General features: G+C 57.4%; 12 protein-coding genes and 1 pseudogene. 6 read left to right on the top strand and 7 right to left on the bottom strand.

All coding sequences use genetic code 11. The features are described 5' to 3' along the window. The first annotated feature begins 103 nt into the window (after nucleotides 1-103). Nucleotides 104-1393: an IS701 family transposase gene (locus ACFQEY_RS17635; RefSeq protein ID WP_379771213.1), complete on the top strand. Its 1290-nt coding sequence runs from the start codon at nucleotides 104-106 to the stop codon at nucleotides 1391-1393. Here the strand turns inward: ACFQEY_RS17635 and ACFQEY_RS17630 are convergent, their stop codons facing one another. Next, complete coding sequence (locus ACFQEY_RS17630) at nucleotides 1394-2767, bottom strand: permease (protein ID WP_379771211.1); 1374 nt, start codon at nucleotides 2765-2767, stop codon at nucleotides 1394-1396. 328 nt (nucleotides 2768-3095) lie between these two features. Here ACFQEY_RS17630 and ACFQEY_RS17625 point away from each other — a divergent pair, with 328 nt between their 5' ends. After that, nucleotides 3096-4562: an amidohydrolase family protein gene (locus ACFQEY_RS17625; RefSeq protein ID WP_004594621.1), complete on the top strand. Its 1467-nt coding sequence runs from the start codon at nucleotides 3096-3098 to the stop codon at nucleotides 4560-4562. A 29-nt stretch (nucleotides 4563-4591) separates the two neighbouring features. Here the strand turns inward: ACFQEY_RS17625 and ACFQEY_RS17620 are convergent, their stop codons facing one another. Continuing rightward, the gene (locus ACFQEY_RS17620; protein WP_004048660.1) at nucleotides 4592-5116 is read right to left on the bottom strand and encodes an ArsR/SmtB family transcription factor; all 525 of its coding nucleotides are present in this window, start codon (nucleotides 5114-5116) and stop codon (nucleotides 4592-4594) included. Nucleotides 5117-5317: 201 nt separating this feature from the next. Here ACFQEY_RS17620 and ACFQEY_RS17615 point away from each other — a divergent pair, with 201 nt between their 5' ends. Genes ACFQEY_RS17615 through ACFQEY_RS17605 form a run of 3 tightly spaced genes read left to right on the top strand, consistent with a single transcriptional unit; the run spans nucleotide 5318 to nucleotide 8139 of the window. Then, nucleotides 5318-5533: a heavy-metal-associated domain-containing protein gene (locus ACFQEY_RS17615; protein WP_004048661.1), complete on the top strand. Its 216-nt coding sequence runs from the start codon at nucleotides 5318-5320 to the stop codon at nucleotides 5531-5533. A 4-nt stretch (nucleotides 5534-5537) separates the two neighbouring features. Beyond that, nucleotides 5538-7457 (top strand): heavy metal translocating P-type ATPase, encoded by a 1920-nt coding sequence (locus ACFQEY_RS17610; RefSeq protein ID WP_006186939.1) that lies wholly within the window; start codon nucleotides 5538-5540, stop codon nucleotides 7455-7457. Between the two features lie 28 nt (nucleotides 7458-7485). Continuing rightward, a complete protein-coding gene (locus ACFQEY_RS17605) occupies nucleotides 7486-8139 on the top strand; it encodes a hypothetical protein (RefSeq protein ID WP_006186940.1) in 654 nt (217 codons plus the stop codon). Between the two features lie 35 nt (nucleotides 8140-8174). On the opposite strand, the pseudogene ACFQEY_RS17600 reads toward ACFQEY_RS17605, so the two are convergent. From ACFQEY_RS17600 to ACFQEY_RS17590, 3 genes and pseudogenes are all read right to left on the bottom strand, one after another. Further along, nucleotides 8175-8452 (bottom strand): annotated as a pseudogene (locus ACFQEY_RS17600) (site-specific integrase); the annotation flags it as partial. Between the two features lie 277 nt (nucleotides 8453-8729). Beyond that, nucleotides 8730-9206, bottom strand: coding sequence for a DUF7970 domain-containing protein (locus ACFQEY_RS17595; RefSeq protein ID WP_379771208.1), 477 nt, complete (start codon nucleotides 9204-9206; stop codon nucleotides 8730-8732). Continuing rightward, a complete protein-coding gene (locus tag ACFQEY_RS17590; protein WP_004594451.1) occupies nucleotides 9199-10071 on the bottom strand; it encodes a ParA family protein in 873 nt (290 codons plus the stop codon). Before ACFQEY_RS17590 ends, ACFQEY_RS17595 begins: the two co-directional genes overlap by 8 nt. A gap of 492 nt (nucleotides 10072-10563) precedes the next feature. Here ACFQEY_RS17590 and ACFQEY_RS17585 point away from each other — a divergent pair, with 492 nt between their 5' ends. After that, nucleotides 10564-11238: an RNA polymerase subunit sigma-70 gene (locus ACFQEY_RS17585; RefSeq protein WP_379771206.1), complete on the top strand. Its 675-nt coding sequence runs from the start codon at nucleotides 10564-10566 to the stop codon at nucleotides 11236-11238. Between the two features lie 132 nt (nucleotides 11239-11370). On the opposite strand, the gene ACFQEY_RS17580 is transcribed toward ACFQEY_RS17585, so the two are convergent. Then, nucleotides 11371-12486 carry a hypothetical protein gene (locus tag ACFQEY_RS17580; RefSeq protein ID WP_379771204.1) on the bottom strand — a complete coding sequence of 372 codons (1116 nt, stop codon included), beginning with the start codon at nucleotides 12484-12486 and terminating at the stop codon, nucleotides 11371-11373. A 3-nt stretch (nucleotides 12487-12489) separates the two neighbouring features. Beyond that, nucleotides 12490-13587: a hypothetical protein gene (locus tag ACFQEY_RS17575; RefSeq protein ID WP_379771202.1), complete on the bottom strand. Its 1098-nt coding sequence runs from the start codon at nucleotides 13585-13587 to the stop codon at nucleotides 12490-12492. Between the last annotated feature and the right edge of the window lie 357 nt (nucleotides 13588-13944).

The following is a 13944-nucleotide window of genomic DNA, read 5'->3' as shown; positions in this document are numbered from 1 at the left end:
GGATGAACCACAGTACATCTATCAGTGATCGTGATCGTGGTTTGTTATCTGCGGGCCTTGACTTCGTGAATTTATAAAGAGCAGAACCAACCTTCGTCCGGGTATGGAGGCAACACCGATTGCCGATGTGCTCTCATGTACGGACTTCGTTGATGAGTTCAACTCGCTCTCGTACCATCAACGATGGCACGTCAAAACCTACACCACTGGACTGGTCGGCTCCAGCAACAAAACCATCGAAGGGATTGCGAACCGTGTCCTCCCAGCCAAGGACGAACGCACCCTGAACAACTTCCTGAACGACTACGACTGGGACGAACGCCGACTCAACCAAGAGCGCATCGACCTCCTGCAAGACCACGACGATACACGCATGTCCAAGAAGGGTGTCGTCGCGCTCGACGACACCCTCAACGACAAATCCGGCAAGCATATTCCCGGGACCGACTGGTTCTACGATCACAACGAAGGCCACACCGTCTGGAGTCAGAACCTCGTCTTCAGCCTCTACGCCGACCAGAAAACCTCCTACCCCCTCGATTTCCGCCTCGTTGACAAAGACGGTCCCTCAAAGATCGACCTGGCCAAGCAACTCATCGACCAGGCGGAGGCCGCCGGTGTGCCGGCGGCCACCTACGTCTACGATGCCTGGTTCTCCAGTAAAGAGGTCAACGAACACGTCGAGTCCTACGACAAGGATTGGATCACGCTACTCCCGGTCAACCGGAAGATCAAGTACGACGGTGAGTGGCTCAGCGTCGACGAGCTCTACGAGCGCGTCGAACTGGTCGAACGCACCGTTGACGATGAGACCTACCGGATTTGGACCCAAAAGCGACTGATCAAATCGCTCGACGCCGAAAAGAAAGTCCTCCTCGTCGAACCCGTCGAGGAGGACGACGATGAGATTGACGAGGAAGACGAAGAGGCGGCTGATGAGGAAGACACAGCAGAGACGAGCACTGACGATGAAGAGAGTGAAGAGGAAGATGACGGAGACGAAGACGAGGACGATGAGCCGGAGTTCCGGTGTCTGGTCACGAACAAGATCGACGCACCGGCAGCGCATCTGATACGGTTGTACACGCGGAGATGGCGTATCGAGACGTTCTTCAGGGATTCACGACAGGATCTCGGTCTGGGCGACTGCGAGGTGCGCAACGAACGAGGTGCCAAACGCCATTGGCACCTCGTGATGCTCGCCTACAGCCTGCTCCGGCTTGGGATTTCACATAGTGCCCTTGGAAGAGCGATCTCAACTGCGTCATCAATCCGTGGTGACCTCAAACACGCGCTGAAAGAATCCATCTACGACCTCTTCCACTGGGCTGTATCCAACGCAGAGGGTGGGCTAGAGAATCTCATGCAAGAGGTCGAAGGGGTGTTTATATAGTCACGAAGTCAAGTGCGGGCTTTGATCAGCAAATTCCGTGGGCTCTTCCTCGAATGCCCGCTTACAGGTCTTCGAGCAAAAATAGTACGTCATCCCATCATTGGACGCACTCGGCCCCTCATCGTCGGTCCGCATGCCACACACCGGATCACGATACTGACCTGGTGCGCCGATTCCACGTCGGTAGACATACAGGAGGAACCCGGAGAGCGCGAAGGCGATAATATTGAGGTAGAACGTGTAGTTGAGCTCGAAGTACGTCTGTTCGGTCGCCGTCTCGCCACCGGCCAGATCTGGTACGATGCCGAGGGCGTCGAACAGCAACTCCATGAGGAAGCCAGTGAACGCCATCGTCACGAAGAAGACGCCAAGGATGTACAGCATGATCTTCCAGCCGTAGTACTTCCGGTAGACGTTCAGCACGGGCACGGTGATGAGGTCGGCGTAGACGAACGCGATGATCCCGGCGAAGCTGACGCCACCGCCCCACAGCGCGACGGCGAACGGGACGTTGCCCATACTGCCGACGAAACTGAGCACGGCGATGATGACGCCCATGACGGCGTTCTCGGCAGTCACGAGCAGGCCGTCGCCCTGAATGAACAGCGTGTTCCACACCCACTGCGGGACGAAGACGATGACGAACCCAGAAATAAGGAAGCCGGCGACGATGTCTTTCCAGATCATCGACCACTCCTTGCGGTACTGATTCCCGACCTTGTACCAGCCACCCCACGACAGCAACTCGTCACGCCACCCGCCGCTACTCGACGTCTCCTGGCGATAGGTCTCCATACAGCCCTCCGAGCAGAATTTGAGCGTCTCACCGCCGTCGGTCGTGAGCGTGTACTCGTCTTTCCCCTCCATCCCGCAGGTGGGATCTTCCGTGACGCCCGCCTGGCGGTCGCGCTCGTTGAGCTTCTCGCGGACTTCGTTAAACAGGTTTTCGGGAAGCGTGAGGTGGACGATGGCGGCCATGACGGCGATGAGAATCAGGCCGCCGAGCAGTTCCGCGACGAGGAACTCCCAGCCAAGCAGGATGAGAATCATCAGCCCTAGTTCGACGATGAGGTTCGTCGACGCGAACATGAACGCGAGGAAGTTCACCGCGTGCGCCCCCTTCTTGAACAGGCCCTTCCCGATGGCGACGGCGCCGAAACTACAGCCACTGCTTGCTGCTCCGAACACAGTCGCCTTGGTAAGTCCAGTTAGATCGCCCTCACCCAGCACCTGTGCCATCCGCTCCTTCGAGACGTAGACCTGGACGAGACTCGTAATCGTGAGGCCCATGATGATCGCCCACGCCGCCGTCCAGAGAAATCCGACACCGATACGAAGGGATTCAAGAACTCCGTCGATTATCGTCGCCTGCATAGGTGTATCATTGTAGGGATCATCTATTGCGGTTTTGGTTAGAATATACTGCCTATGAGGGTATCAGTACTATGGCATCGTAACCGTCGGCCATAGATGATCTATCGTGAAGAGGGGAAAACATTGCAAACCTCCACAAGCTCCACGGAATCCGACTTCAGATTCAAAAGGGGAATCTGATTAAATCACGCCGACGTATTAGAGGCTAATGGGACCAGTAGAGACCGATGATATCCCAAATGAGGGGAACACCACCTGGAAGAACAGCCTTCGCCGGCCTGCTCGGTTGTCCAGTACGGTAACTGTCACATCCACTTCCTAATTTACGATGGCTGTCGATCTGGCAATCCATGATGCACTCGTTCTCACAGCCGACGAGCGGAACCGCCTGTACGAGCGCGGCACAGTATGCATCACCGATGGCTGTATCGAAGAAGTCCGACCATCACGTGCAGGAGACGGAGAATTAGAAGCATCCACCGTTATCGACGGGAACGGGAAACTGGTGATGCCGGGGTTGGTGAACGCCCACACGCACCTGGAGATGACACCGCTCATCGGTGCGTTTAGCGAACTCGAGCTGACGGAGATGCTTGGGAGTGGGACGGCCTTGTTTAACAGATTAGGGAACGGCGAATTCGAGTACCTCGTCGAGGCAGGCGTCGAGCTCGCAGCGCTCAATTTCCTCTTGGGCGGTGTCACGACCGTGAACTCGATGGACGCACGGCCTGCCGCAGGTGCGGAGACGTTCGGGGAAGCAGGGCTCCGCGGATTTTTCGGCCCGGCGATCTCGGACCTCTTCTGGGACCAACCAGTCGATCAGCAGTTCGCCCGTGCTCGCGAGTTCGTCGAAACGTACCACGACACGTACGACGGCCGAATCAGGGCGACGATCTGCCCGCACGACGACTGGTCGTGTACCCGGCAGCTGTGGGAACGGACCGCATCCCTCGCCGCAGAGTATCCGGACCTGCTCGTCCACACGCACTTGCTCGAACTCGAGGAGAGTAACACGATGGCACGAGCGAACGGTGGCGAGGACTCGGTAGGATTGCTCGACGACGTTGGACTCCTGGACGACCGACTGGTCGCTGCTCACTTCCGCCTCGGCGACGAAGAGGACATCCAGCGAACCGCCGAGGCGGACGCGGCTGTTGCGCACTGCCCGTCCGTCTTCTGTTACTGGAATCCGGACGGGGAGACGCAGTGGACGCCCGTTCCCGAGCTTCGAGCCGCCGGCGTCGACGTCGGAGTAGGGATTGACGACCACTACTGGCACGACTCGTACAGCATGTTCGGTGAAGCGCGGCAAGCTCGGCTGGCGGCAAATCTCAAGCGTTCAGCCGGGCAGTTCGACTCGATGGAACTGATACGAATGCTCACTATCGAGGGCGCACGCGCGCTGGGGATGGGCGACGAGATCGGCAGTATCGAAGCGGGAAAGCGCGCGGATATTATCCTCCTCGACGTCGACAAACCGAAGTTCACGCCACTGACCAACGTTCCCGCACACGTCGTGAACAACGCGGTCCCGGCCGACGTCGAGACAGTGATCGTTGACGGCGACGTCGTCCTCCGGAATGGTGTGCCCGAGACAATGGACTCGGACGACGTGCGACAGCGAGTAAATCAGGCTGTCGAACGCTTCATGGACGAGACAGGCTGGGAGTTAGACATTGGTGGTAGTGAACCGCCGACCAGCATCGAGACTGTACGGGACCTCCCAAAGCGTGGCCCTGCGCGACTCCTGACTCGCCTCGCGATGCAATCCGCGCGTGATCGGTTCTCCTTCTAAGACCCTGCCAGCGTAGGGGTGGTTCCCCCTCAGGAATTTCTGTGGGCGCGAACGAACGCACGTCGCAGGACGGTCAGAAGAACGTACGTCTCGTACTTCTGGGTCTGGCAGTGCTCGCAGGGCTGCATATCCTCGACGATCTCCTCAATAGCGTCGTCGTACTCGTCGGTGAGCGTAGTGAGCGCGTCCGTGATCTGGGGCTGGGCAGCGTCGATCATCTCCTCGACGGCGGCGTCGGCCGAATCTGGTAGTGAGTACGAGAGGACGATCGTGTTCGCGTGGTAGTACTTCGTCGTCCCACCACGCCCCTCCTCGAAGCGAACGACGTCGACGAGGCCCGCATCCCGGAGCTCGTTGATGTGATGGCGGACCGTGTTCTCCGTCCGGTCGATGCCGCGATCGTCGAGGCGTTCGTGGACCTCGGTCGCAGTTAGGGCTTCCTCGGACAGAATGTCGAGGACCATCGCCCGCATTGGCTCGTCGATGGCGTCCGAAATCCGAGTGTCTCGCACCGCGATGTCGTCGAGACGGTGGTCGGTATCGGAATCACTCATACGAGAACTGAGCGCGAGCACGCGGGAAAAGGTAGCGGGGCAGGAGTCGGGTAGGTGTCTGTCGAGGTATCCAGTACAGGATGGACCCGCGATAGCGAAAGCCCTAGACGACCCGTTTGACTGTTCCAACGACCCGTATCCGAATTCAAACATATCATCTAAAAAATACTTATTGAGGTACGGGCACTATCTCAAACTGTAATGAGCGACACAACCCAATTCCGCGTCCTCGACTTCGACTGCCCGACCTGCGCGAGTACCGTCGAACGCGCCCTGTCGAACGTCGACGGCGTCCAGCACGTCGAAGTCCACTACGCGACCGGCCGCGTCGAGATCGAGTACGACGACAGCGTCACTGACCCCGACGCCTTCGCAGAGACCATCGAAAACCAGGGGTACACTCCCCAGCCCGCCTAACACTATGAACAAACAATCGATCACGCAGTACTACCGGAACCACCGGAAGGCCATCGTCACGGCGACGAGCGGCCTGCTGTACGGCGGTGGCTGGAGTCTCGGCTACCTCACGAGTTTCGAGATGGCAAGCGCCGCCATCCTCGTCCTCGCGACGGTCGTGGGTGGCTACGACATCGCCAAGACCGCTTACCACGAGGTCACCAACCGGACGCTCGGCATCAAGACGCTGGTGACGCTGGCCGCCATCGGTGCTATCGTCATCGGGGAGTACTGGGAAGCCGCCGCCGTCGTCTTCCTGTTCAGCCTTGGCAGCTACCTCGAAGGCCGGACGATGCGGAAGACCCGGACGGCACTTCAGGAGCTACTGGAGATGACGCCCGACACGGCGACCGTCCGTCGCGACGGGACACTCCAAGAGGTCTCCGCCCGCGATGTCGAAGAGGGCGAAGTCGTCGTCGTAAAGCCGGGCGGGAAGATCCCGGTCGACGGAACCGTCGTCGACGGCGAGAGCGCAGTCAACCAGGCGCCGGTCACCGGCGAGAGCGCGCCCGTCCACAAGGCCGACAGCGACGAGGTGTACGCCGGGACGGTCAACCAGGAGGGCGCGCTAGAAATCCGGACGACGGGAGCGGGATCGGATACGACTCTCGAACGGATCATCCGTCGCGTCGAGGAGGCCCAGGAGGCTCAGTCGCCCACGGAGAGTCTCATCGACCGGTTCGCGAAGTACTACACGCCGGCCGTCATTGCCCTGGCTATCGGCGCGTACGCGGTCACGCAGAACGCGATCCTGTCGCTGACGCTGCTGGTCATCGGCTGTCCGGGCGCGCTGGTCATCGGGCCACCGGTCAGCATCGTCTCGGCCATCGGTAACGCCGCCCGGTCGGGCGTGCTGATGAAGGGCGGCGAACACCTCGAACGCGCCGGCAAGATCGATCTCGTCGCCTTCGACAAGACGGGGACGCTCACGAAGGGCGAGACCACCGTCTCCGACATCGAGGGGTTCGGCGTCGCCGCCGCCGACGTCCTCTCGCTCGCAGCGACCGCCGAGAAGAAGAGCGAACACCACCTCGCGGACGCCATCGTCGACATGGCCCGCGAACGCCAGACGGCTGCGACGGACGGTGGAGCGACGGTCGCCCAAGCGGACGATACGGACGTGGGGCGCAGGTCGGTCCCCGATCCCGACGACTTCGACGTGGTCGCCGGCAAGGGCGTCATCGCCCATGCCGATGGCCAGGAAGTCGTCGTCGGCAACCGCGCGCTGCTGGACGACCGCGACGTCGATGTCCCCGATCGGGTCGCCGACTACGTCCGCGAGCGTGAGGGGCGCGGCGAGACAGTCGTCCACGTCGTTCGGGACGGGGACATCATCGGCGCGATTGCGATGCGGGACGAGCTCCGGGAGGCCGCTCCTGGGGTCGTCGCGGCGCTCCAAGACGCTGGCATCGAGACGGTGATGCTCACCGGCGACAACGATCGGACGGCCGCTGCCGTTGCCGAGGAGGTCGGTATCGACGAGTACCGTGCCGAACTCCTCCCCGAGGACAAGCAGTCCGTCATCGAGGGCTACCAGGCCGACGGCCACGTCGTCGCGATGGTCGGCGACGGCATCAACGACGCGCCATCGCTGGCCACTGCCGATGTCGGCATCGCGATGGGTGCTGCGGGAACGGACACCGCTATCGAAACGGCTGACATGGCGTTGATGGCCGACGACCTCGAACGCATCCCGTACGCGGTCAAACTCAGCAAGGCGACGCGCTGGAACGTCCTCGAGAACGTCGGGATCGCGGTGCTGACCGTGACCGTCCTCCTCGCGGGCGTGCTCACCAGCTACGTCACCCTCGCGTCGGGAATGCTGGTCCACGAGGCCAGCGTCCTCCTCGTCATCCTCAACGGGATGCGACTGCTCCGCTACTGACCACGAGACACGATCACAACCACAACTCATGACATCGAATTCGACTGCGACTGACACGACCCAGACGAGAACCAATTGGCAGGTCGACTACGACGTCGAGCCGATCGAAATCCGCGACCCCGTCGCGGAGGCCCTCGACGTCCTCGAACCGGGCGAGCCGTTCGTCATCGCTTATAGAGACGCGGTGAAAGAGGCAGGACACTCCTGTCCGACTGCCTCGGGCGCCTACCGGATCGTCCAGCTCGGGCTCGACGCCCTGTATCCCGACGACTATCCAGTCCGGAGCGAAATCGAGGTCCAGACGGCCGGCCCGCAGGAGGATGCTGCGTACGGCGTGATGAGCCGTATCATCTCGTACGTGACTGGCGCGACCGGCGATGACGGATTCAGCGGGCTCGCCGGCGGCTATGGCGGCCGCCGCGACCTCCTGTGCTTCGACGGGTTCGACCCGGACACGGCGGACCCGACGTTCCGGTTCCGGCGAACCGACACGGACGAGACCGTCGAAGTGGCCTACCACGTCAGCGACGTTCCTAGCGGTGGACCCGCAATCGGGAACCTCCAGAGGATTCTCGACGGATCGGCAAGCGACCAGCAACGGGAGGCCTTCGCTGACGCTTGGCACCGCCGCGTGCAGGCTGTTCTCAGAGACGCCACCCTATTCTCCGTCGAAGGGGTATGAACGCGGCGGTGTACCCCTCACACTCGTAATGAGAGTTACCGCGATATACTGTTGGGCTCCTTGGGTACCTTGGTAGCGCCATCACCTAACTCGCCGACATCGATATGAGAGTACCCCACGCAAACCATCCCCTCAGAGTTGTCCAAGTATCGAGCTACAACCGCCAACCCAAATACTCAAACAAGAATCTCGCCCATCCCGCGTCAACTGCCATATGGAGCAAGGTAATCGTGTTTCCAATGGTCGATATCGATCTCCACAGTCTCTGAAGTCGTTGGAGAACCGACCGTGACCCATCAGTCATAATCTGCGGCAACGTCTACGGACACATCTATGCCGTTGTATGAGTCGTCGGAGCGCCCTGTCGGTGCCGCCGATATTGACGGGGTACAAGAGGTCAACTATGATTTATTTCCAGTTCATTTCGAACTGATTCGAAGGCACGCATCAAATCTATCCTCCGAGGTTGTGGTTCGGACCCGGTTCCGAGAATAATCGCGAGACTGCAAGCAGATGGCTTGCTACACAATCTGCATAATGTACAATGCGCACGAAATCTGAATGATGAGGGAAATCACCCAAATCTAATGTTAGTCGTTCGTAGCTTGCTCACTCAGCATCTCCACAACTTCCTGAACACGTTCCTCATCGGCTTCGATACCACGCTCCCGGAGGATCTGGAGGGCGACCTCGTCACCGTGGTCCGCAATTACCCGGAGACACGCATCTTGAAACTCTCTTCCTTCAAATTCGGGAACATCAAACATAGAGCACGCAGCAGTTACCGATGATCGTATCCGGGTGACGCCATCCCACGTGTCCTCCCGGACATAGAAGCCGTGCATATCGGTCTCATCAAAGGAGAAGGCCGGTCCACCGGTGGATTCGTCCACATCCTGCTCAGGAATGGACTCAGTCTCCGACTCTGTGTCCTCAGTAGTTATCTCTTCATCCGGTTGCGGTTCATCTTGGGTGTCAGTACGTTCGTCGTCATCCGATTCAGCTCCTTCCTCCGTTTGTTTGAGCTGTTCAGCGACGTCCCCGAAACGGTCGTCCTCATTAGGCATGGCTGTGTTCCTCCACGAGATCCGCTAAGTGGTCGAAATTCGGGATCTGGTCGCAATCTTCGTCGAACTCCGACACCGGCATTCCTTGCTTGAAGGCGCGGGAAATTGCGGTCCGTTCGCGAATCCCTGGCTTCGGAATACTATCGATGGTGCGTCCCGAATCATCGAGGGCATCGAAGATCTCCGGGTCCACACGAGCGTACTCGGGGACGAATGAACCGAACTCCCGGTTGAGATTTTCAACGAGAGTCCGATGCTCGTTGCGTTGTCCCATTGTTTCGCGAATCATATTCGGAGTGACTGCGAGGATATCCAACCCGATATTCTGCCGGATTGGGGAGATCTGGCGTTCAATCATCTTATTGAGGCCGTTGATCGAGCCAGCACGCGGGATTAGCGGGATTATGACACGCTGGACGGCGATGAGGGCGTTGTCGGAGAGTTTCCCACGGCCGCCTGCGGCATCAATTATCACGTAGTCGTATCCGTTTTGAATGAGCGGATCGACGACGTTCCGTCGAAGCTTCACGTCTGCGAACCGTTCGTCCTTCAGCCTCGTCTCGACGTTCTCGAGCTCGTTACTCGACGGGAGTAGGTGAACGCCGAAGTCCGTCTCGATAAGCAGGTCTTCGGGGTCCTCACCATCGATAAGGGCGTCACCGAGGTTCGCATCTCGGTCGTACGCATCGTCGTATCCCAACTGGGTCGTCATGTGCCCGTCTTTATCCAGATCCAATAGTACCGTCTCATGGCCACGAGCAGCGAGTCGATCAGCGATGTTGAGCGCGATCGTGGATTTCCCTACCCCTCCCTTGAGCAACGAGACAGCTGCTCCGGGGAGCCCTTCAAACTCGTCAGCACTCATAGCTCAGCACTCCCGTGAGAAGCAGATTTTGTACATTTCGTAGGTAATGTACATTGGGTAGATGTTAAAGGTTGCGCGAGTTTTGTCGATAATGTAAGTTTCGCACTAGTCATACGCGGTCAGTGAAGCTCGTCCATCTTAATTCTGTGTCAGACAGATTGCGCACGCCATCTACACAATCTACATTTTGTACATTATGTAGATTGTTGGCACAATCTCAATTGCCATAATCACTGTCGACCCTACACAATCTACATAATTTAGATTATCAGCATTTCATACGCATTCATCGCAATATTTGCTACCCACACGAACCAATTGAAGAAGCCCAATTTGCATTATCTACATTATCCACATTATACAGATTGGCTAGGAGATCTACATTCTTCAGTCATTCAATGGGAGAGTCCTGAGTGATAGAACTCAGACAGAGCCGTTCTACCGTCCTCTAGTAAGAATTTTAACTGTTACCGGATTATTGGTAACCACCAGATGTATGAGGTGCTCGACGACACCGCGGCGCAGGTCATCCTCACCATCGAGAGTGGTGACTCCATCTGCCGTGTCGCCCAACACCTCCACACGCCCTACGAGACAGTGAGACAGGCCGTCAATCGGCTGGAAGACGCAGGCTACGTTTCATATGACGACGGCCTCACTGTCGTCGACGAGCGCGTACGCGACGCAGCTCTCGAGCTCGTCGCTGCCAGCGCCGGCGTCAGTCCACCCTCCATCGAGGAAACATACGTCGTCCCACAGTTCGGTGACTGGCCGTTCGCGTTCACGCGGATCGACGCCGTCTACGCGTGGACTCAAGGCGGCTACCAAGTTGGTCGCGATCCCGACGACTATCCGCTGTTCCTCGCTGTTCGTGAGCAAGACATCGATGCCTGTGAGGCGTTTTTCGAGTCATTCGACCTCCCCACTGTATTCGAGCGACAGTCCCGAGACGATCTGGACGGATCGCTGCAGATTGTCCTCGAACCACGCCCCTCACTCGACATCGAACACGTCGAGGGGTACCCGGTGGACCCGAGAGACGAGACGATCGAGTACATGCGCGAGAACTACGCCCAGTTCCAGTCAGCGCTAGCCATGCTCGACCGGATGTACGAGGACCTCGACCTCGGTATCCGGTATCGAGAGACGGAACGGGCGCAGACATGAGCTTCCACGACCGGAGTGACACAATTATCGAACTGCTCGAAGACCTCACTAAGAAAGGTGATCGAGTACCAGAAGTAGCTCACGGCGCAGCAGCGGATGATATTCAATCTGCTGGGGGTAGTTCTACGAGTCCTACTCCACTTTGATCTCTGGGAGATCCACACCGAATTCGTTGAGTTGCTTCTGCCTGCCCAACTCAGCAGCAATTCGCTCTTCACAACCTTCCCGAAGGTCATCCTTCATGTCCTCAATTCGCCAATTAACCCACTTATCCTCGAGAATCTGTTCCAAGTCGTCCTTGGCTGTATAGTTCGATACCACCTTCAAGTCAGCACGTTCGTCGTCCCACTCAGAGAGGAAATTAATGCGTTTACCCGCCTCAATCAGATTATCCACAATAGCTGCCACACGCTCCTCAGAGTAGTTCAGTGAACTGCTCGAGACGTACGATTCGATACCTGTACGGTCAACACAAGGATGTCTGCCTTCAACTCGACGTGCCTGTACCACGACTCGTAGTTGATCGACGATAATCGCGGTAGGTAAAACATCTGTCTGCCCAAAACTTGTGGTAACTCGGTCTAGCTCCCCATTTAACGCTGACACATCGTGCGTGTGTCGGCGGTCTAGTTCCTGAAGCATCGCATCCGGCTCGTCAGCCTCTAAGTTGTCCGGAAACGACGTCGGGCGAGCTTGACGAATCCACAGCTCGTCGTGGTGGGCGTCCACGACCCAAGTAATGAACTCGGCCCCCTCCTCGATGATGGCCTTCGCGATTTTATCGCCATGGTTGACGTACGTTGAAACTACGAACTCCATATGGTCGATCTCGCTTCCCAAGTACTCCTCCTCGAGGTGCTCTTTGTGGTTTTCCGCAATCTGCTTGCGCTCTTTAAGCTGATTCACCACAGTGTCAGCGCTCGCTGGGACCGAGGACTTGGCCTCACCAAAAATTACCTTCCCATCCAGGTTCCACAACAGGAAATCGAAGTTCGGAACGCCGAGCTCCTCCAGCGGTTCGGCGGTGAAGAACTTGTAGCCAGCCGGTCGCCCCTGTACGAACGGGAAGATGGAGTAGCTGATTAGTTTTCGGTGTTGGCTTTGAACATTTATTTCCTCACGCAGGTTTTCGCTCTTGGACTGCTCAGGGAACCCTTCGAGTTTATGCTCAACACACTTGCCATACAGCCCACGATACTTCGTTTCTTGACCCTTAGACACCGATTCAGGAGGGTCAACGTTCGTCATGGGTTAGGCTGCTGACTGAGATTCGTATAGCCGCATTTCGGCGCCACCATCTAACAATTGTATCACGGCCAGATAGAACTCGACAAGAGACGGGAACGAGCAGTCGTGTTTCGGCACGATACGCATTGAATCCTCAGTCGCACTCACATTGAATAAGGAGCCCCGATTCTCGTCAGTAACTTGGGCAGAGAAGTCGAGCGACCCAGCCTGCTTGGTGACATCGGTAAAGCTAAAATTCAGATCATCACTGTTCTTTGTGCCCTTGATGAAATTCTCGGCCTGCATCAACGACACCTCCTGATCAAAATCTATCTCACCAGAACTCACCTCCGGCACCTGTACTTTCAAGTTTCCCGGCACCACCTCCCGCTTCTCGAACTTAATTTGATTCGCCACATCCAGCAACTCAAGCACGTTCACCACGACCTCGCTCAGCAGGTCAAACAGGATGTTGAAGCTCTCTTTGTTGACGGTTTCGAGCGTGAACTTGCCGGATGTGTCGATTCTGATTGAGACGTTCTCGTGCTCGTATTGAATCCGAGTCGGGACAACACCATACTCGTCACGGAATTCATCGAGTCGATCTCGACCATCAGCACCTTTGTATTCGATTTCCCGATCAACGTCCGGTCGCGTTCGAGCGTCAGCAAGACTTGGCACTCGCTTCGATTTAAACTCGGAAATCCGCATATCGTCGTAGGTACTGAGGACGATCTCGTTCATCGTCTGGAAGTCCCCTGTCATAATTGGCATCGGCGATAAACAATCACTGTGCTCCGATACTGGACGGAGTGCCTGCCGAATCGCTTCCTCGGTTTCGGCAGTTAACACCATCTGAAGGTCATCTTTGTACTGCCCAACGTAGAATTTCGCAGGCTGCTCCGCGCCCTTTCGATTCCTGTATTCTCCAACAAACTTCGTGATACCGCCAAGTTCCTCAGTCTCGTAGTGTTCGTCGAGGTAGTTACTCCAGCCGTCGTCAGAGAGGTAGAGGAAGGATTTGATGCGTTGGCCGTGGTACCCTTCGAGGACAGACTCTGGCGAGTCGAAAATCACCCGACAGAACTCCTTGAGAGTGTAGTGTCCTTCTGGGATGTGCATTTGGGTACCTCGGAAACGTGGCTTATGGATTGTCGTACACCAGACCGTATATTAGTTCCCCATCCGTATCGAAAGTGAAAATCAGACGTTTAATTCTTCTATACCCTCTCAAATTAGAAGAGATACGATAGATTGAGCTGATGGGGGGTATTCGGACTCTATCGGGACTTCGATTCAACTGGCCACCTGTAAAACATCGATCCGGCCGTCCTGGAGGTGTCGTTGCGTTTCCCAGGCTCACTTGTGTGAGCTTGCCAGCGCTGTCAACACGTTCAGAGATATTTCTCATGTGAGCGTGTCATAGAAAGCGTCACGTACGAAGCAGCAGGGTGCGAAAAGTGTGTCCAACACCAGCGC

Origin of the sequence: Halorubrum trueperi (assembly GCF_042662525.1) — an archaeon.
Classification (GTDB): Archaea; Halobacteriota; Halobacteria; order Halobacteriales; family Haloferacaceae; genus Halorubrum; species Halorubrum trueperi.
The sequence above is the reverse complement of the archived record's forward strand: the minus strand, read 5'-3'. Positions and strand labels throughout refer to the sequence as shown.